The organism is Rhodococcus sp. Q1, from assembly GCF_004153645.1.
In the GTDB taxonomy this organism is placed as follows: Bacteria; Actinomycetota; Actinomycetes; order Mycobacteriales; family Mycobacteriaceae; genus Rhodococcus; species Rhodococcus gordoniae.
Genome location: NZ_SDMJ01000001.1, coordinates 425875 through 445290, shown reverse-complemented (window position 1 = coordinate 445290; position 19416 = coordinate 425875). Strand labels below are relative to the sequence as shown.

Genomic DNA, 19416 nt, shown 5'->3' with positions numbered 1-19416 from the left:
AGATCAGGTGATCTCGCGTATCGCCTGTTCGGGGCACAGCGAGATCGCGCGTATCGCCTTGTCGTGGTCTTCTCGAGGCACCGTGCCGTCCCCGACGGTCGAGGCGTAACCCCATTCGTCGGACGTGAATACCGACGGACACACGTCGAAGCAGATGCCGTAGCCGTCACACTTGGTAGCGTCGACTGCCACCTTCAGGGTGGTGGAAATGACGTTCATCCTCGCGTCTCCTTTGTCGAGGCCTCGGCACGACGAGCGAGTTCGACCCCAGCCGTGCGAGCAAGTGTGAACGCACCGTCGACGAAGCCACAGGCTCCGCGGCCCGGGGTCGTCTGCCCCCACCGCACCAGATTTTCGTGATGGACCGGATCGGCGTCGCCGCGGAGCACCTGCCGGAACGCGCGTGCCACCGCTGTCGTACCACTGACGCACACGCCGCACTGCATCGCCGATTCCCGCTGGAACCAGGCACTCAATTCTCCTGCGAGCATGACGATGTCGTCATCAGCACCGAGAACAGTGACTGCTGCACAGCCCAGTCCGCTGCCGGCGGCACGCACCGCGTCGTAACAACACAGCAGGTCGCTGTGGTCACCGCTGAGGATTCCTCCGAACCACCCACCGATCAGCATCCCGCTCATGGGCTTGTCGGCACCACCACCGGCAACAACAAGATCGATGATCGGGCGACCCAAGGACATCTCGAATACTCCCGGCGTTCGGCATGCGCCGGTGAGAGTGAACAGTGCAGTGCCCTTCGACGTGCCGCTACCGACCGAGGCGAATTCGGTGGCCCCGTGCACGCGGATCCACGCGGCGTGAGCAAGGGTTTCGACATTGTTGATCAGTGTCGGTAGTCCGCGCACACCCGCCTGGAACGGTCGCGGCGGCTTACTGGTCGGTTTGGCGGGAAAACCGTTGATGGACTGGCAGACCGCCGATTCCTCACCGGCAACGTAGGTGTTCTCACCCTGATGGGTACGCAACCGCAACCCCTCGGGAACGAGACCACTGTCCCGGATCTCCGCGATGGCGCGATCTACGACTGCTTTGGTTTCCGAATGTGAGACGTACACGATTGCCTCGTCGGCTCCGACGACCTCGGCTGCGAGGAGAAGCCCGTCCAGGACCAGGTGCGGCCGACGAGTGAGCAACCACTTGTCCTTGCTCGAGGCGGGTTCACCCTCGTGGCCGTTGGCGACGACGACCTTCGGCCCGGTCGCGGCGGCCACCACCTCCCATTTTCGGTACGCGGGAAAGCCGGCGCCGCCTCGGCCACGCAAACCCGCCCGCTCGAGCTCGGCCAGGAATACAGAACCAGCGACGGGGCCGCCGAAGAAGCCGAGTTCGAGTTCGTTCCGGAGGCCCCAGTGACCGTCCTCGACTCCCGGCACGACCAGGCGCGGAGGGGTGGATGCGACCGTCCTGGCCGGTGTGTCGACCGAGGGGGCACGGTACAGAACCGATTCGATCGCAGCTGTCATGATAGTCCCCTGACAAAATCGAGTGCGTCGCCGAGTGATACGACGTCGCCGTACTTGGCATCGATGTCGAGCAGCGAGGCATCGTGGGGTGCGCGTTCGCGATCTCCGACGCATTCGCGGACGACGAACGCGGGTAGGTCCGCGGCGCACGCGTCGACGATCGTGGCACGGATGCACCCCGAGGTGGTGGCGCCGGCAACGAAGATCGTGTCGACGCCGGCGGCACGCAATTGCTGCGCGAGGTCGGTATAAGCAAAGGCAGAAGCCGTCTGCTTGACGACGAGACGCTCGTTACTGCGTATCTCGAGCCGCTCGTCGATCTCGACGCTGCGGTCGCCGTCACGCAATCCGGCCAGTGCAGGCATCTTGGTCAGCCAGGTCGCGCCGATTCCGTCCCCGTCTGCGGGGAACGCGATGGTGGTGAACCACACCGGCACTTCGTGTTCACGGGCGACCGAAAGCAGGGAACGAGTCGCCTCGACGACGTCGTCGAGGGAGAAACCAGGTCCGTACTGGGCCTCGGTGAATCCGTATTGCAGGTCCACGACCACGATAGCGGGATTGCGTCCGGGCGTCAGACTCCCGTGGAGGCCGCCGGCGCGATATCTGGCGCGGACGTCGTCGAGGGCGCTCAAAACTCGAACTCCGGCCACTCGCCGGGCTCTGCCCGCATCATGTCGGCGTAGAATGCATACAAGTTGCGTTGGACCCCTTCCTCATAGCGGGTCCAGTACACTTTCCCCGGTCCCGGCCAGTCGGAGACCGGTGTAGCCATACCGATTCCAGGCAAGCCCATTTCGTAGTTCAGCTCGAATCCGAGCAATTCGCTGGCAACCGATCCACCCGTCCGCGACACGGTCAACCACGGCTCCGTATCGTCCATCTCGAATGAACCGCCGAGCGAGAAGGTACCGAGTCCCGCGTGGTACGCCCGATCCTTCTGCTCCCGCGTCATGTTCTTGTACCCGAGGAACCAGTTCCAGATCTCGATCTGGTTGGGCCCCTTGGGCTGCCAGGTACGAACAGTAAGGATTCCAGTCGGTGCGTGGTGTGCGCCGTCCTCGGTCATCGGCAGAGCGAGAATAGAGAAGTTGGGAAACACATTTCCGACGAACACACGTGAACGGCGCGCCACCTCGAGCTGCTCGGGCGAGATATTCACACTGTCGAAGTGCTCGGCGAGCGAGTCGGGGAACCCGAAGAAGTTCGGCCCGGGATCGTCGGCGTACTCGGCCATGGAGAAGGACAGCGAATGCCCGGGAGAAGCCTGGATGTGATATCCCATCATGTTCTCGCTGAACGGAACCGGAAAGGCGCCGATACTCCACACCGATTTGTGTAGTGTGCCGAGGTGGTAATCGTCGCCGGAGAAGTTGTCGGCTCCCGACTTCCAGTTGGCGTCGACTACGAAACGCTGCGGTGCACCGAGGACTTCGACTCCGTCCTTGTCCAGACCGAATACGAGATCCAGGTACCAGGACATGCCCCCGAGATAGGTTTTCAAGGGCGGAGCCGACGCATCGAGGGTCGCGAAGATCAAACCGTGGTACGTCTCGACCTGCGCGGCCTTTGCGAGACCATTGTCCTCCTTGCTCATCCCCCTGAGTGCGTTCTTCCATAGCGGAGCTCCGACCAGAGAGCCGTCCGAGGAATAGGTCCACCCGTGGTATGGGCAACGGAAGTGGGATGAGTTCCCGGAGTCGGCGCGGCAGATCTGGACACCACGGTGGCGACACGCGTCGAACAGGACGTGAATCTTCCCGCGTTCGTCGCGGGTCACCACGAACGAATCCTCGCCGATCTTACGGACGACATAGTCGCCGTTCGCCTCGATCTCCGATTCGTGCGCCAGAAATACCCAAGCGCGGCCGAAAACCCGTCGCAGTTCCGACTGGTAGATTTCCGGGTTTCCGAAGATCTCGGCGGGAATGCGTCCGTCGGGTAGACCGGATTCGATGCGGTCCATGACTTCACGGACCTTCGGAGGCAGGTTCGGCGACGGTTGTGTCTCTGTCTTGCCACTGCTCGTCACAGGATTCATGGGCTGCACTTCCTGGCTTCAGGGGGAACGAGGTCGTCAGAAGAAGAGGGAAAAATTGTGGGTACCGATCACACTGAGATCGAGGTAAACCACTCGTCGCAGTAGCCGCCAACGACCGTCCTCGTGGCGGAGCACGTCGTGCCGCTCACCGGAAAGCAACTGCGGAGTCGTTTGTTCCTGACGTGTGCGATAGATCAGCATGTTGCTTCTGGCTTCCAACAAGTTCGGATCCGCGCTTGCATGCGGTCGTACCCGTATGTTGGTGATGAAGTGGCGCAGACGCGACGGCGGATCCTCGGCCCAGGCGTATTTCGTCTCGCCGCGGGTCACACGAGAATTCAGCGATCCGTACGTCTCGTCCAGATGGAAAGTGGACGAGTGGAATCCGCGACCCCGCGCTCGCTCGACGGTTTCCCGGACCGGGACCTGGTAGACGATATCTGGGCTGACCAGTTCGGTGAGCCATTTGCGCTCGTCGAGATCGTCCAGCAACTCCGCTTCGTAGTGCAGGAAGTCGACAATTTCGCCATGGCGAGGGTCGGTCACCGAAAGAGGACGGGTCGTCTCCTCGGGGGCATACGGAGCAACCATCAAGCACCTCCAGAACTGGATACATTTTTGGATGCACTTATCATGGCGTGGGAGAGCTCACACCGCAAGTCCCAATCCGGAATGTTTCCTGATGGACACAAAACGCCTCGGACGAACCTCCCCGACGCGTGACCTACACCCCTCGAACCCCACGCTGCCGGCACCGACGATCGGCTGATCCCCCACGGACAAAGAAGCACCCCCAACCAGGCCCGCTGACTTCCGGTGTCGCAAAACATCAGGTAGCCTGCAGCTGCTCCCGTCACTGCGGGGTGTTTTCAACTCCTGCTCGATACCGACTACGCGGTGGTCATACTCCGGCTCATGCCGAGATTCCCTCGGCGTATATCTGTCGCTTCCAGATCGGCACTTCTGTCTTGATCCTGTCGACCAAGGTCGCGCATGTCGAAAGTGCGGCAGCACGGTGCGGGACTGCCACAGTCACGGCCAGCGCGATGTCCCTACCGCCAACTCCCCGACCCGATGTACGACCGCGACCTGCAACCCGGTCTCGGCAGCCACTCGAGTACAGCACCGTTCCAGACATCGCGGCACGTCGGGGTGCGCTCGATAATCCAGAGCAGAGACCGCCTTCCCACCGTCATGGTTGCGCACGACTCCGGTAAAGTGCATCACCGCTCCGTGTTCGGGTTCCGTAACCACGGCCTCCGCCAGTGCCGGGTCGACCGGTTCCGAGGAGATCTTTGCCAAGAAAGCACGTGAGTTGATCACCATGATGTCCTTACATTTTCAGCCACCGGCAAACGGCGGGAGCACGTCGACACGCGAAGCGACGGGCGTCTCGAGATTGCGAGTCAGGTCGTCGTCCAGCAGGAACGCCGCGACCGAAAGCACTCGCTCCATTGGTGGGCCGTACCGTGCAACGAGGGCCTCCCGGAGGTCGCCGAGCATCGCACCGGCGTGTAATGACACGGTGCTCTCGCCGCCTCCGGCTGCTTCTTCCGCTGCTGCGAAGAATCGCACAGTGACCGTGATGTGTGCTGCGTCTTCATCCACCGATAGCTCCCATACTCCGCTGGGGTGGTTCGAAACCCGCCTCGTCGATGCCGTGCCCTGCCGATTTGTTCCACATCGCCCCGCGCCAGAGATGGGCGAGCTCACCGTCGTCGGCGCCGCCCCGCATGGCGGCACGCAGGTCTATTTCGTCGTCGCTGAACAGACAGGAACGTACGGTGCCCTCGGCGGTGAGGCGGGTGCGGTCGCACATGGAGCAGAAGTTGCGTGTCACGGAGGCGATGACGCCGACCGTCGCCGGCCCGCCGTCGACGTACCATTCCTCCGCCGGCGCGGAAGGATCTTCACGCCCTGCCGGAGCCAGAGCGAAACGTTCTGCGAGCACCTCGAGGAGACGCTGGGCGTACACCATCGATGCTCGGCCCCACATGTGTTCGGCGTCGAGAGGCATCTGCTCGATGAATCGTAGGTGTACCCCTTCGTCGAGACACCAGCGCAGAAGATCAACGGCCCCGTCGAGCGTGTCGGACATCAACACAGCGTTGACTTTGACCGGGTCCAGGCCGGCTGTGGTGGCGGCCCTGATTCCGGCCAGTACCGATGGCAGCCGATCACGTCGGGTCAGTTGCGCGAAATGGTCTCGGTTGACGGTGTCCAGAGAAATGTTCACTCTCGTCAACCCCGCTGCTGCGAGCGCTCTGACCCGGTGCTCGAGACCGACAGCGTTCGTCGTCATCGCCAGGGGCGTCCGAGGCACTACGGCGGCGCAACCGGCGACGATCTCTTCGAGATCGCGGCGCATCAAGGGTTCGCCGCCGGTGAATCGGACTTCTTCGACGCCCAGCTCGTGGACTCCGATTCGCACGAGGCGGACGATCTCGTCAGCGGTCAGAAGTTGCGCGCGGGGGATCGCGGGCAGGCCTTCTTCAGGCATGCAGTAGGTGCAACGTAGCGAACACTTCTCGGTGACCGATATCCGCAGATCCCGAGCGACCCTGCCGAACCGGTCGAGAAGTCCCGGTACGTCGGGTCGGCCGGTCATCATTGTTCCGCCCCTGGTCGTCGGCAGACCCAGGAAGCTTTGATCGGCCCGTCGGGCAAGTTCGGCATCTCGAGATGCCGGGGCGGTACACCGAAGCAGACTGTTCACCATCTTGCAGTCCTTCTGGTCACAGCAACAACGAGGTGTTCCTTCTCTCAGAACTGTATACTAAAGTGGATCCAATCATACGGATGGCGACCCGGAGACGTCGACGACGGACGCTTCCGTGCCCATCGACGAGATGCCGAAATACCCTCGGCCGCAGACGTCTTCATCACCCAGAGCGCACCGGCATCGTTACTGATACGCCCTTGACGACCACAAATGTATACAGTTAACTGCCACTCAGGAGGAAACCACCACGAGAGCCCGAGCGGCGACACACGATGACCCCGCCGGGTCGAGATCACACCAATGCTCCTACTTCGCCTCCTACGTGGAACGCAGCCAGTTCGAAGCGGCGCTTACGGCCGGGACCGACTTCGGGCTTCCGCTTCAAGCACGCAGGGGAACCGGAGAACGGAGCCGCACCTGCAGTCGAAACTACCTTACGTAGGGCCAGTTCTGCGTCCCTGAATCCCAACCCGAGGCCAGCCATGAAACCACCCTTGTTCGAATACGAGGCACCCCGAACCGTCGACGAAGCACTCGACCTTCTCGCAGACGCTCAGGAGGGTGCGACGATCCTCGCGGGAGGGCAGAGCCTCCTTCCTCTGCTCAACATGCGGTTCGCCAGGCCGGATCTGGTCATCGATATCAACCGCGTGCAGGGACTCGGCGACATCACCATCACCGAGACCACTGTTTCGACCGGTGCGATCGTCCGTCTCGCCACGCTGGAGAACGATCCAGCGATTCGTTCGGCACTGCCGGTCCTCGGCACCGCGGCGTCTTACGTGGCTCATCCACAGATCCGGGCGCGCACCACGATCGGCGGGACGCTCAGCCACGCCGACCCTTCCGCCGAGATGCCCACCGTGGCAGTTGCACTCGGGGCAACGATCAACCTCCGGTCGCAGAGCGGATCGCGCGCAGTGGCCGCTGAGGACTTCTTCGAGTCGGTGTTCGCCACCTCCAAGTCCCCCGACGAGCTCATCGTCTCGATCGATTTTCCGATCCGACGGGGCATGACCTTCGTCTACGACGAGATCTCCCGTCGCCAAGGTGATTTTCCGTTCGCCGGCCTCTGCCTCGGTATCACCCTCGACAACGGGCTGATATCCGACGTCCGCGCGGCAGGTGCCGGTGTAGCAGATGTCCCCCAGCGTCTCCACCAACTCGAAGGGGCGCTTCGAGGCAACACGATCTCCGAGACTATCGAGGACGCCGTTGAGGCAGCCGGCGATGAGGTCGATCCCCCCACCGACATCCACGGCACTGCCGCGTTTCGCCGCAGCCTTCTTCGGACCCTCGTGCGACGTGCACTGACCGAACTGGACGAGGAGCAGAAATGACCGATCACACACGCTCCGTCACCTTCACCCTCAATGGGGTGGAGTGCACGCGTACCGTCCCGGTGCGTGAATTATTGAGCGACTTTCTCCGTCACGATCGAGGATTGACCGGAACTCATGTGGGATGCGAACAGGGCGTTTGTGGTGCCTGCACCATCCTGGTGGACGGAACACCGATCCGTTCGTGCCTGATGCTCGCGGTCCAGGTCGACGGCTCGTCCGTCGAGACCGTCGAATCACTCTCCGAGGGTGACGAACTGTCGAGCTTCCAGACCTCGATGAAAGAGAATCACGGTCTGCAGTGCGGTTTCTGTACGCCTGGGATCCTGATGAGTGTCACCGCTGCCCAGCGCCAGGGACGCAGCGTCGAAGAAACCGAATCCGAAGTTCTCGGCGGGCACATCTGCCGATGCACCGGCTACTCAGGGATCCGGGCAGCAATCCGCCAGACCTGGATGGAGGCACACGAATGAGCACAACCGATACCGACGGCCGCTCCTCACTGATCGGAGCCCCCGTCACACGCATCCAGGACGACCGCATGCTTCGCGGCAACGGCTGGTATGTGGACGACATCTCCGAAGCGGGCACCTTCCACGCAGCAGTGCTACGCAGTCCCATCGCAGCAGGAAAGATCACCGGATTCGATGCGTCCGAAGCCGAGAACGAACCATTTGTGCGACTGATCCTGGGACCGGACGAACTCGAGGCCCGACTCGCACCGGTTCCGGCACCGTGGCTCATCCCTGGGCAGCAGGAAACCGAGGTGGCACTATTCTCCCGCACCATCCGTTACGTCGGACAACCGCTCGCGATCGTCGTGGCCGGCAGCCGCGCCGAGGCAGAGGACGCACTCGAACTCATCGAACTCGATTTCGAGGAGTCCCCCGCGGTGGTATCGATCGCGAATGCACGCGCCGAGGATGCCCCCCTGGTGCGGCCCGAGTTCGGCTCGAACTGCGTGGGACAGATCCACTTCGGTGACCCGATCGAGACTCTCGAAGAAGTCTTCGCACGAGCCCACACCGTCATCGACCGCGAGTTCACCATCCCGCGGATCAGCCACAACTCGATGGAGCCGCGAGGACTCGTAGCCGAATGGACCCCGGCTGTCGAACAGCTCACCGTTCATTCCAGTACCCAAGTTCCCCACATGGTTCGGCAAGAAGTGGCCAAGACCCTCGGTCTGCGAGCGGATCAGGTCCGCGTCATCGCCCCCGATGTCGGTGGCGCCTTCGGTCTCAAGACCTTGCTGTTCCCCGACGAAGCGATGGTGTGTCTGGCGGCCCGAACGATCGGTGGCCGCGTCAAGTGGATCGAGGACCGATCCGAAGCGCTCGTAGCGAGCTACCACGGTCGCGGCCAACACGATCGAGCCCGCCTGGCTCTGGACGAGAACGGTAAGTTCCTCGGATTGCATGTCGACCTGCACGGCGACGTGGGTGCCTACTCGTGCACCGGCACCGGAGGCACCGGACCGTTCCAGGTCGCGGGGCTGATGGTCGAAGGTCCCTACCACTACGAGGCGGCTGCCACCACGGTTGCCGCGTGGTACACCAACTGCGTTCCCACCGGTGCCTACCGCGGTTACGGAATGCAGGAGGCCACCTTCGTTCGGGAGCGGTTGGTCGACGAAGCAGCCCGGGTCATGAACATCGATCCCATCGAACTGCGGCTGCGAAACATGATGTCTTCAGAGGAACTCCCCTTTGTCACGCGGTTGCAGATGCCCTACGACAACGGGGACTACCCTCGGGCTCTGCGGCTCGCGGTGGAAATGACCTCCGGAGCGCAGCAGTCTTCGGAAGAACGCGTCCGCCGTGGCATCGGCTTCTCGTCGATGACCGAAATTACGGGTTTCGCGCCGACTGCCCTCACTCAGGCGTTCGGTATCAACTGGAGCACCTGGGATTCGACCAAGGTCCGGGTCAACGAGGACGGCTCGGTGACTGTACATTCCGGCGTCACCTCAGTCGGACAGGGCATCGAGACGGCCCTGGCGCAGATTGCAGCGGACACCCTCGGTATCCCCATGTCTCGAATCTCGGTCCAACTGGGTGACACCTTGGTCTCTCCGTATTCGAACATGGCGTCCCAGGCGAGTCGCGCCGTGGTGATCGGTGGTGCAGCCCTGCTCAAGGCGGCCACCCGGATGCGGGAACGGATGATGGTCCTTGCAGCGTCCGCTCTGGAAGCCGCCACCGACGACATCATCTTCGATGGAAACGATTTCAGCACATCCGACGGCGCTCGGACCATCGGTTGGTCCGCGGTCGCCCACCGCGGGTGGATGGGTTGGGGGCGTGGGGACAGTGAGTCCATTGCACTCGAGGAACTCGGTGAATACGATCCGGCCAGCATCACTTACGGGTATGCCACGCACGCTGCCCAAGTGGCGGTCGATCTGGATACCGGCAAGGTGAGGTTGGAGAACTACTGGCTCGTGCACGACGCCGGAACAACCGTCAACCCCCTTCTCGTCAACGGGCAGATGATCGGTGGCGTCGCCATGGGAATCGGAAGCGCACTCCTCGAGGAGGCACCGTATTCCGACGCCGGACAGCCCTTGGCCACAACCTATCTCGACTACAATCTGCCGATGTCCGAGGACGTACCCGACATCGAGATGGCACATTTCGTGAGTCCGAGCCCCATCACCCCGGGTGGCTTCAAGGGAGTGGGCGAGAGCGGCACCATTCCGCCACCGGCCACGATCGTGAACGCCGTGGCGGCTGCGGTACCGGAAATTGCCGCCGATTTGAGCTTCCTTCCGGTCTCCCCCAGCCGTATCTGGGGTCTGCTCGACAAAGCCGGACTGACCCGGTAACCAGGAACCCCCTCACCATCCGACAGGCAAAAAAAATGATCTTCGAAAACGAATTCAGTGTACCTAGCACGGTCGACGAAGCATGGACTCTTCTCCTCGACGTCGAACGCGTCGCGCCGTGTATGCCCGGTGCGACCCTCGACTCGATCGACGGTGACGAGTTCACCGGACGCATCCGGGTCAAGATCGGCGCCATCCAGATGACCTACAAGATGAAGGGCCGCTTCATCGAGCGCGACAAGGAGAACTGGCGCGTAGTCATCGAGGGCTCCGGCAAGGAGAACCGCGGTACCGGCACTGTCAAGGCCACCATCACCCTCACGATGATCCCGAGAGGCGACACTACCGATGTGCGGGTAGGAACCGACCTGGCCATCACCGGTAAGCCCGCCCAGTTCGGCCGGGGCGTTCTCGACGATATCGGTTCCAAGATTGTCGGCCAGTTCGCGAAGAACCTGGCCGCGGCTCTGGACGAGGACAAGAGCGCACCGACTCCCGCCGAATTCGCAGCTCCGACCACCGCACAACCCACCCCGACTGTCGCACCGGTACGTCCGGCACCGGACAACGAGCCGCTCGACTTGGTAGGTGTGCTGGCCCCGAGCCGGGAGCGGATGATCACCATCGGTCTCGCAGCGCTGCTGGCAATCGTCACTGCGCTTTTCCTGTCGCGGCCGCGGCGCCAGAGCTAGGATCGGACGTTTCGAATGCGTGAGGTAGTAGACCAGATCGCCGCTTGGCAGGACGTCGGAACCGACTGCGCCATCGCTACGATTGTCGCGGCGTCAGGCTCGACTCCTCTGCCTGCCGGAACGATGATGGCGTTCTCCGCCGAGGGCAGCGTCGTCGGCAATATATCGAGCGGATGCGTCGAGAGCGATCTCTACCACGTCGCGGCCGAGGTCATGCAAACCTCGGTCGCGACGCTGCGCCGGTACTCTGTCGACGACGACGAGGCAGGTGGCCTCGGTCTCATGTGTGGCGGGTCCATCGAAGTCCTCGTGCAACCCGCTGGCATCCACGCTCTGCCCGGCATCGCTCTTCTACAGCAAGCACTCGCTGCGGACGAACCGGTCGCCGTCTCCACCGTCATCACCGATGGGCCGACGCTGGGGAGGTCCATGGTGGTGACGGTGCGCTCACGTGCCGGGAGCTGCGGCACTCCACCCTTGGACGAGTCCGTCGCACGACAGGCTGAGCATCGACTCGGTACCGCAGCGACCACAACGTTCACCTTCGGCGAAGATGGCGAGTGCGCGGAAAGTACCCTGACAGTATTCACGTCGTCGATCGCCCAACCACCGCATCTGATCGTAATCGGAGCTGTCGACTTCGCCGGGGCACTCGTCCGTACAGGAAAGACCCTCGGCTACAAAGTGACGGTATGCGACGCGCGACCGGTGTTCGCCACCGCGGTGCGTTTCCCGGAGGCGGACGAGATAGTCGTCAAGTGGCCGCACCAGTTCTTGGAAAATGCTGCTATCACGAATAACACGATTATCTGTGTCCTCACGCACGACCCCAGATTCGATGTCCCGGTACTTGAGGTGGCATTGCGTTCCCCGGCGTGCTACATCGGAGTGATGGGCAGTCGTCGCACACACGACGACCGGATGCGGCGCCTCCGGGATGCAGGTGTAACCCAGGCGGAACTGTGCCGGCTCCGTTCGCCGCTCGGCCTTGATCTGGGCGCCGCCACCCCCGAGGAAACCGCGATCTCTATCCTCGCCGAGGTCATCACACTTCGGCGAGGCGGCACCGGTCGTCCACTGCAGGACTGCAGTGGACCGATCCACCGACAGTACGAACCGCACCCGCTCGTGGATCCAACCGGCGCAGCAGGTCCGCGAGCATTCGATGTGTTGCACGGCGCGTCAGCACTCTCACCTTGCCGATGATCGAAGCCAACGACTTCTTCGACGGGTAGGTGTAGATCGCCTTCTTGCAGGTCCGGCTCCGCCGAGCACAGCGCTGGATGCGTCAGCCGAGGAAGTCGGAACCCCTCATCGATGTGACGCATCCTCGTCTTCTCGGTCGACAGGTGTAGGCCCATCGGTGCAAGCACCACGCCGACCTCGTCCCACAGCGCTTCTGCGTCGGCGCGTTGGCCGTGGAATGAGGACTACGAAGTCGGCGGCGTAGCGGACGAGCTTCATGACCGCACCCCGGGTTCAGAGCACGATGCCCAGTGCTCCAAGCAGGCCGCCGAGAGTCAGGACGAGAGATCCGAGAAGCATGAGTATTCCTCCTGTGCAGTGTGGAATCGAATGTGCGTCCGGCGTCGGACGCTCACTCAGCGAATACCCGTCGCAGCATCTTCGACACCTGAGCTTTATCAAAAATGTGGTTTGTTATCGGACAGTGTCCTCGGTGCGGTCGGCGCCGACATCCCCGGTCCGGGCCTGTACCGGGTCCGGGAGGTATGGCAGGTGCTGTGGTCGATCCCCGGCGCAGCCCCAGTCGTGGTGTGGTTGTCGAACCCGTATGTGCTCGGCGCGATCACCCTCGCCGCCGCGGCGAGGGTGCTGTGGGCATTCTGGCCTCGCCGCGACGAGAGCGCACCTCACACCGATACCGACTCGCCGGAGCCGCGATCATGACACGTCGGCGACTGGCGGTGGCGGTCGCGGCGGTCGGAATCCTCGCCGTGCTCGGGCTACTCGCCGTGCCCGGACCGATCGGCCCGACGATGGCTGAGGTGCTCGGCACCTCGGTCGCGTTCGTGCCCACCACTCGACTGTCCTCGACGCGTCTTCGGGCAGCAGTTGCCGGGCTACATTCGAGCCTGATGCTCCGTCGGGCAAGCAGAGTGTCACCGCCGCGGCCACCAATGATCTCGCTGCGCGCATCGACCAGCTCGAACGGCGACTCGGCCAGACGTCCGTACGTGGATGCCATCTACGAGCAGCTTCTTTACAGCGCCGTCTCCTGCGCCGGGTTGATTCACCGGGTCGGCCGACCCGCCGAACCTCGCCGGATCGGCCTCGCCGCGCCCGTGGAGTTTTTCCTGCGTGACGCGGATTCGATGCGCGCAACGCATGCATTATGCGCACTGCGTGCAATGCACGCCCGCGCCTGCCTCTCGCTTATACCCATCGCTATATCAACTAAGAGTGTCGATCGCCTCTTTTCGCTGCGGACGTCGATCGGCTCCGCAGCCTGATGGCGTGCGCCTCGGCAGATGACCGACATGTCGCGCCGACGACACGACTATCGGCGGTGGCCGGCCGGCCGACGACGCGGCAGCCGACCACGGTGCTTGTCGCTGTCAGATCACCGATGGACGTCCCCCTGCCGTAGACCGACCTCCTCGACGTGTTCTTGATGGATAGTCATAGCCCCGACAGTCGCCGCGCAGTCGCCGAGGTCCGGCTGGGATGACGAGAGAAGGAACGATCGGAACAAATCCGCCGGTGCGAGCTGTTCACGGGCGATGCGGGGGTGAGCGTCGAGGTGTACGCGTGCCCGGCCGGGCGGTAGTGGTCCGGTGCGTCCGATCGTGCCCGCGCACCAGCGAACACGGCAACTCGTCGTCGCAGCGCACACCGCATGCCGGCACCGGACACCGGTGATCGGGCAGGTGGAGCAGGCAGAAGTAGTTGCCGCATCCCGCCTCGTCGTCTTCTTTGCACCCGAGGGGATTGTCTCCGCACAGATACCCCCGTCCCCGGTCGATCGGCCGGTGACACTGGGGCTCGTCGCATTCGGCCGCGACTCCGTATCCGGCTTCACGGCGGTCGGGAAGGATGTAGTACACGAAACCCATGGTTTCTCCTCACGTGTGAAACCGTCGGGTTCGTCGCAATGCCCGTGGATCGGGCGCCGATGCCGAACAGCACCGCCTCCGGTCACCGAGAAGATACGAGCGAACTTTCTGCTGGGCGGTCCTGGCAGCGCGCGTCGTCATGCGTGGACAAGGTCGATGCACACCGGGGTGTCGAAGACGGCATCGCCAGCTGCTGGGTTGAACTGGCGATGCCTCCCCGAGCTGAGCTATCCGGATAGACCGGCCTGGGTAGGTCCGTGTACCCCCGGCAGCGGATCGTAAACATAGATGCTTGCTTCACAAATCGCGGAGTGCGAGCGGGGTGAACGGGGCGTCCGGAACGGTTGCGCGCGAACAGAATAGAACAGAACCGTAACAGGACGAAAGGCGTGATGAACCGTCACCCGAGCAGATGCACCTCGACGCAGGACACGACCGTCGACGGTGCATGCGAGGTCGGGCGACACTACGAAGCAGGTGAGCAGTGAGCCTGGCGGGTCCCCGTCGGTAGATCCGGCCAGGGACGAACCTGCGCCCAGTCCTCAGGGCAGACCTCGTCGATGCCGGCATCGGGGCCGTAATGATCGCGGGCGATCTCGAGGGCCCGGGTCTGCACTTCGAGGGTGCTCATTCCGTCGGCCAACACCAACAGCAGTTGCGCCGAGCACAACGGACGGCTGATCGAAGCGCTCACTCGACAGGTCCAGTCGCTCACCCCGGTCTCCTGTCCGGGGGACCGCCTGCGCCCCTCGAACCGGCACCCACATCGAGGGCGACGACACGCTGACACCCGGACAATGATCCGGGCACATGCACACGAGGGACCGAATATATTGTGTGACAATGGAACTTCATCAGATCTCCGGATTCGGAGTGTTCAGGGCGCTCTACGGCGCGCGGCCACTCCGCGGAACCGGATGGGCGCCGGCATCCGCGGAAACCTCGGTTGATGGCTCATGAGCGACGAGGCCGGAACCATCGGGGTCCGGCGGATCCTTCGCTACGCCGCCAAGTTTTTCCGGATGGTGCCCTCGATGTCGAGGCTAGGCCCTTATCGCGAAACACACCAGTTCCGATGTGTCCTCTCAACAGGCCCTGGCCGTGTCTGTCAGGAATGCGTGATCCTCGATGAGTCTCCGGCCGGCCCTGGTACCCCGTAGGAGCGGCACACGTCGGAACCACCGAGATCCCGCCGGCACGCGCCGACGGGATCTCCTGTGCCCCGCTCCTTCGACCGGGAAATCCGCAGTAGAGCTACTTACGCCCCGCCTGCCACTGCATGCCCCACCCGAAGGCGCGGTCGAGGTCGGACTGGCTGCCGTCGATGTACTGGACGAGGCGTTGGACGGTGATGCCCTGCCCGGTGTTCTGCAGCATCGCGATCGCGCAGATCCGCGCGCCGTTGTTGGGCGAGTCCAGGCGAACCTCGATCTGCGGGCCGGACGGCGGGGTGAGGGTGACGACGCCGTCCACGGCGGCCCAGTTGGGGGCACCCTCGTAGATCATCGCGAAGATCAGCACGCGCTTGAACAGTTCGGGACGTTCGAGGTTGACGGACATGTTCTCGCCGCCGGTGCTCGAACCGGTGCGGTCGTCGCCGTCGAGGTGGATGTAGGGCGCGGTGTTCAGCGCGCCGAAGCTGTTGCCGAGGGCCTGAATGACGCCCTTGGAACCGTCGGCGAGTTCGAAGAGGCAACCGAGGTCGAGGTCCACGCCACCGCTCGCGCCGGTGAGCTTCGCGAGGAAGCCCTTCTTCTGCTCACCGCGCGACCAGTTGAGGTTCACCCGCGTCACACCTCGGCCCGATCCGGCCTTGGAGAGGCTGACGGTGGGTGATTCCTTGGTGAGGTTGATCTTGCTCAGGTTGATGCCGCCGGCGTTCTGCTCGGGCTTCTTGTTGTAGTCGATGGCCATGTCGAGCCTTTCGTGGGAGTGGCTGCGCGAATGCGCGTGTGATACGGAAAAGCGATGGGAGCCCCCGATCCGAGATGTCGGATCGAGGGCTCCATCGGCATGTGATTCGAACTGTCGAAGATCAGGGGATGGTGGTCTTCACAGCATCTTCGCCTTCCCGCGCCGCGATCTTGCGGTTGCGGTAGATGCTCGAGGCGAACGCCGCACCGATCAGGGCGACACCGACCAGGCCGGTGACGACCTCCGGCACGTGCGTACCGATCGAGTACAGCAGGATCAGTGCCAGCGCACCGATGGCCCAGTGGGCACCGTGCTCGAGGTACACGTAGTCGGACAGCGTGCCCTTGCGCACCAGGAAGATGGTGATCGAGCGGACGAACATCGCGCCGATGAAGCCGAGGCCCAGGGCGATGATGATCGGGTCGGACGTGATGGCGAAGGCGCCGATGACACCGTCGAACGAGAACGACGCGTCGAGCACCTCGAGGTAAAGGAACAGGAAGAAGCCGGCCTTACCGGTGGCCTTGGCGAGGCCGCTCGGGCCGCCGCCGGTCTCTTCGCCTTCCTCGGGGATGTGGAACATCTCGCCGAGTCCGTTGACCGCGATGTAGGTGATCATGCCGAGTGCGCCGGCGATCATGACGGTCGAGACCTTGTCGTCCGGGGCGATGACGGTGGCGGTGATGAGCAGCAGCACCGTCGCGACGACAACCTCGAGTTGCTCGAGCTTGCCGGCCTTCGCGAGGGGACGCTCGAGCCATTCGAGCCACTTGATCTCGCGGTCTTCGAGGATGAAGTGCAGGAACAGCATCAGCAGGAACATGCCGCCGAACGCTGCGATCTGCGGATGCGCGTCGGTGATCAGGGTCTCGTAGCTGGGGCTGCCGTCCGGGAAGTAGGCGGCGCCGTCGGCCGGCGGGTTGAGCGCCAGGTCCAGTGCCGCGATGGGACCGAGCCCGGACGCGATCCACACGATCGCGAGGGGGAAGATCAGACGCATACCGAAGACGGCGATGAGGATGCCGATGGTGAGGAAGATCTTCTGCCAGAACTCGCTCATCCGCCGCAGCACGGTGGCGTTGATGACCGCATTGTCGAACGACAACGAGACCTCGAGGATGCCGAGGATCACGCAGAGGAACAGAGCTTGTGGGCCGCCGTAGAGGAACGCCACCACCAGAGAGACAACGGTGACGACCATCGACGGACCGAATATTCGCAGAACCACGAAGCGTGGCCTTTCTAATCGGAATCAGGGCGTTGCAGGGTGGTTACTGCAGATCGGTTCCGGCTTCGGTGCGGCGACCGAAGCCGGAACCGGAGCGACGAACTAGACGTTGACGCCGTAGTCGCGAGCGATGCCCGCGAGGCCGGACGCGTAGCCCTGGCCGATGGCACGGAACTTCCACTCCGCACCGTTGCGGTACAGCTCGCCGAACACCATGGCGGTCTCGGTCGAGGCGTCCTCGGTCAGGTCGTAGCGAGCGAGTTCGTTGCCGTTCGCGCGGTCGACGACGCGGATGTACGCGTTGCGGACCTGGCCGAACGACTGGCTGCGGGCGTCGGCATCGTAGATCGAGACCGGGAAGAAGATGCTCTCGATGTTCGCCGGGGTGGCGGCGAGGTCGACGTTGATGACCTCGTCGTCGCCTTCGCCCTCACCGGTGCGGTTGTCGCCGACGTGCTCGATCGCGCCGTCGGGCGACTTGAGGTTGTTGAAGAAGACGAAGTGCTGGTCGGAGACGACCTTCTTGTCCGCCCCGGTCGCGATGGCGCTGGCGTCGAGGTCGAAGTCGGTGCCGGTGGTGGTGCGAACGTCCCAGCCCAGGCCGACGGACACTGCCGTCAGGTTCGGAGCTTCCTTGGTGAGGGAGACGTTTCCGCCCTTGGTCAAGCTGACGCCCATGCGGGGTCCTTTCGATCGTTCCAACGGTCGACGTACCGGTGTAGGGCACGCGCGGTGTGCGTGTCTCCCCACACTAGTTGTTGTCGTGGGGTACGCCCATATCCACTATGCCCGGTCCCGTGCACTGATTCCCCGAGACGTACGGACCACGGTTCCGACCGGCGGAAAGGCGACGCGTCGGCCGGGTGGACGTGCGCCCAGTACCATTCGGTTCTGTGGCGAGCCGATGGACGCGCCGCCTGTTCGGCGGGGAATATGCGGAAGATCCCGCGGCTCGTCGTGCACACGATGCGATGGTCGCGGCGTTCCTCGACATGGACAAGCGCCAGTCCGTCATCGAGGCCGGTGTCGCCGCATCCCACGAGTTCGAACCCGAACGGCATCTGCTCCGTGAGTGGGATCCGATCCGGCAGGTGTGTTATCGCGCCGGGGAGACGTATCTTCAGCTGGCAGTGACGGATCCGGACCGACCGCTCGCTCCTGCGCCCGCCTACGAGCAGGCGTTGCACCAGATTTCCGAAGCAATACGAACACTTGATGAATTCTTCGGAAACAATCAGGGTCACCTCGAGCACATGACGGCCGTGGCGAACACCGTGCCCGAGCTCGCGCACCGGATACGCACCGAAGCGCAGGGCGTTCTCGCCGCGACGCAGCAACCCGACTTCGTGGCCTTTGCTCACTATCCATCGGTGCGCGCGGCCACCGACGCACTCGAGAAGGCGCTGAACAGTCTCGATGCGGCGCACGGAGTGGGCGCGACCCGCACGGCCGCCCTTCGGGTCGAAGAAGCGACGGCGGTCCTCCGCACCGCGCTCGCGCAGGCTCCGGGCCGCCGCGACGAGGCCGCACGCACCCTCGCCTCGGTCACCACCCGGCTCGGAGCAGTCCGGACACGAGCCGAGGGCCTCGCGCCCGCTTTCTCCGCGCTGCTCAGGGAGTTCAACGCCGCCAGTTCCGCGGATCTGTCCGGCAACGAGACGCGGGCGCGAGAGCTTCTCGCTCGCGCGGAAGACCAGCTCACGCACGCTCGCGCGGCAGCGAAGGAGGGCAGGCCCGAGGACGCGCTCGCGCTGGTTGCGGCGATCCGCGCCGAACTGTCCCGCGCCGAAGAACTGGTCGACGCCGTGACCTCACGACTCGCGACCCTGCGCTCCGTCCGGCAGAATCCGGGGGCCAAGGTCGACGAGGTACGGTTCCGTCTCCGTGACGCACAACACCTGGCAGTGCAACGCGGACTGGCCGCAGAATGGGGTTCCGTCCTCGACTCGCAGTTGAGCCGGATCGACCGGGCCGTCGACGCACTCACCGGTGTGCACCCCGACTACTGGGCCTACGTCAGAGATTTGGATGCGGTGTCGACCTTCATCGCAGGAGTGGTCGATCGAATGAGAGGACGGACCGAGAACGTATGAG

Annotated in this window: 19 protein-coding genes and 1 pseudogene; 8 read left to right on the top strand and 12 right to left on the bottom strand. The window is 63.6% G+C overall.

Annotation, left to right across the window (positions count from 1 at the left end):
- Window positions 1-3: 3 nt before the first annotated feature.
- The 8 genes and pseudogenes from EQ874_RS02105 to moaA all read right to left on the bottom strand — a co-directional run bounded on the left by EQ874_RS02105 (window position 4) and on the right by moaA (window position 6136).
- On the bottom strand, window positions 4-219 hold the full coding sequence (locus EQ874_RS02105) for a ferredoxin (protein ID WP_242496598.1): 216 nt from the start codon (window positions 217-219) through the stop codon (window positions 4-6).
- Window positions 216-1484: an NADH-ubiquinone oxidoreductase-F iron-sulfur binding region domain-containing protein gene (locus EQ874_RS02100; protein ID WP_129975265.1), complete on the bottom strand. Its 1269-nt coding sequence runs from the start codon at window positions 1482-1484 to the stop codon at window positions 216-218. Before EQ874_RS02100 ends, EQ874_RS02105 begins: the two co-directional genes overlap by 4 nt.
- The gene (locus EQ874_RS02095; protein WP_242496597.1) at window positions 1481-2119 is read right to left on the bottom strand and encodes an isochorismatase family protein; all 639 of its coding nucleotides are present in this window, start codon (window positions 2117-2119) and stop codon (window positions 1481-1483) included. The genes EQ874_RS02100 and EQ874_RS02095 overlap by 4 nt, the downstream gene beginning before the upstream one ends.
- On the bottom strand, window positions 2116-3525 hold the full coding sequence (locus EQ874_RS02090; RefSeq protein WP_129975262.1) for a Rieske 2Fe-2S domain-containing protein: 1410 nt from the start codon (window positions 3523-3525) through the stop codon (window positions 2116-2118). Before EQ874_RS02090 ends, EQ874_RS02095 begins: the two co-directional genes overlap by 4 nt.
- Before the next feature lie 36 nt (window positions 3526-3561).
- The gene (locus tag EQ874_RS02085; RefSeq protein ID WP_165369178.1) at window positions 3562-4116 is read right to left on the bottom strand and encodes an aromatic-ring-hydroxylating dioxygenase subunit beta; all 555 of its coding nucleotides are present in this window, start codon (window positions 4114-4116) and stop codon (window positions 3562-3564) included.
- Between the two features lie 322 nt (window positions 4117-4438).
- Window positions 4439-4851: pseudogene (locus EQ874_RS02080) on the bottom strand (molybdenum cofactor biosynthesis protein MoaE).
- A gap of 15 nt (window positions 4852-4866) precedes the next feature.
- A complete protein-coding gene (locus EQ874_RS02075; protein WP_129975927.1) occupies window positions 4867-5112 on the bottom strand; it encodes a MoaD/ThiS family protein in 246 nt (81 codons plus the stop codon).
- A 13-nt stretch (window positions 5113-5125) separates the two neighbouring features.
- Window positions 5126-6136, bottom strand: a complete 1011-nt coding sequence (gene moaA / locus EQ874_RS02070) for a GTP 3',8-cyclase MoaA (RefSeq protein WP_129975260.1) — start codon at window positions 6134-6136, stop codon at window positions 5126-5128.
- 593 nt (window positions 6137-6729) lie between these two features.
- Between moaA and EQ874_RS02065 the strand changes: the two genes are divergently transcribed.
- The 7 genes from EQ874_RS02065 to EQ874_RS02035 all read left to right on the top strand — a co-directional run bounded on the left by EQ874_RS02065 (window position 6730) and on the right by EQ874_RS02035 (window position 13577).
- Window positions 6730-7587 carry a xanthine dehydrogenase family protein subunit M gene (locus EQ874_RS02065; RefSeq protein ID WP_165369177.1) on the top strand — a complete coding sequence of 286 codons (858 nt, stop codon included), beginning with the start codon at window positions 6730-6732 and terminating at the stop codon, window positions 7585-7587.
- A complete protein-coding gene (locus EQ874_RS02060; RefSeq protein WP_129975256.1) occupies window positions 7584-8060 on the top strand; it encodes a (2Fe-2S)-binding protein in 477 nt (158 codons plus the stop codon). Before EQ874_RS02065 ends, EQ874_RS02060 begins: the two co-directional genes overlap by 4 nt.
- Window positions 8057-10414 carry a xanthine dehydrogenase family protein molybdopterin-binding subunit gene (locus EQ874_RS02055; protein WP_165369176.1) on the top strand — a complete coding sequence of 786 codons (2358 nt, stop codon included), beginning with the start codon at window positions 8057-8059 and terminating at the stop codon, window positions 10412-10414. Before EQ874_RS02060 ends, EQ874_RS02055 begins: the two co-directional genes overlap by 4 nt.
- A gap of 35 nt (window positions 10415-10449) precedes the next feature.
- Window positions 10450-11106 carry an SRPBCC family protein gene (locus EQ874_RS02050; RefSeq protein WP_129975252.1) on the top strand — a complete coding sequence of 219 codons (657 nt, stop codon included), beginning with the start codon at window positions 10450-10452 and terminating at the stop codon, window positions 11104-11106.
- 15 nt (window positions 11107-11121) lie between these two features.
- On the top strand, window positions 11122-12312 hold the full coding sequence (locus EQ874_RS02045; protein WP_129975250.1) for an XdhC family protein: 1191 nt from the start codon (window positions 11122-11124) through the stop codon (window positions 12310-12312).
- Window positions 12313-12762: 450 nt separating this feature from the next.
- Window positions 12763-13014: a hypothetical protein gene (locus EQ874_RS02040; protein WP_129975248.1), complete on the top strand. Its 252-nt coding sequence runs from the start codon at window positions 12763-12765 to the stop codon at window positions 13012-13014.
- Window positions 13011-13577, top strand: coding sequence for a hypothetical protein (locus EQ874_RS02035; RefSeq protein WP_129975246.1), 567 nt, complete (start codon window positions 13011-13013; stop codon window positions 13575-13577). The genes EQ874_RS02040 and EQ874_RS02035 overlap by 4 nt, the downstream gene beginning before the upstream one ends.
- A 1069-nt stretch (window positions 13578-14646) precedes the next feature.
- Here EQ874_RS02035 and EQ874_RS02030 read toward each other — a convergent pair.
- From EQ874_RS02030 to EQ874_RS02015, 4 genes are all read right to left on the bottom strand, one after another.
- Complete coding sequence (locus tag EQ874_RS02030) at window positions 14647-14895, bottom strand: hypothetical protein (RefSeq protein WP_129975244.1); 249 nt, start codon at window positions 14893-14895, stop codon at window positions 14647-14649.
- A gap of 539 nt (window positions 14896-15434) precedes the next feature.
- Entirely contained in the window at window positions 15435-16094 is a 660-nt protein-coding gene (locus tag EQ874_RS02025; protein WP_129975242.1) for a tellurium resistance protein, read from the bottom strand.
- Window positions 16095-16215: 121 nt separating this feature from the next.
- Window positions 16216-17322, bottom strand: coding sequence for a DUF475 domain-containing protein (locus EQ874_RS02020; RefSeq protein ID WP_016932206.1), 1107 nt, complete (start codon window positions 17320-17322; stop codon window positions 16216-16218).
- A gap of 102 nt (window positions 17323-17424) precedes the next feature.
- Window positions 17425-18000, bottom strand: a complete 576-nt coding sequence (locus tag EQ874_RS02015; protein WP_016932207.1) for a TerD family protein — start codon at window positions 17998-18000, stop codon at window positions 17425-17427.
- A gap of 293 nt (window positions 18001-18293) precedes the next feature.
- On the opposite strand from EQ874_RS02015, the gene EQ874_RS02010 reads away from it, so the two are divergent.
- A complete protein-coding gene (locus EQ874_RS02010; RefSeq protein WP_129975925.1) occupies window positions 18294-19415 on the top strand; it encodes a hypothetical protein in 1122 nt (373 codons plus the stop codon).
- Window position 19416 lies beyond the last annotated feature (1 nt).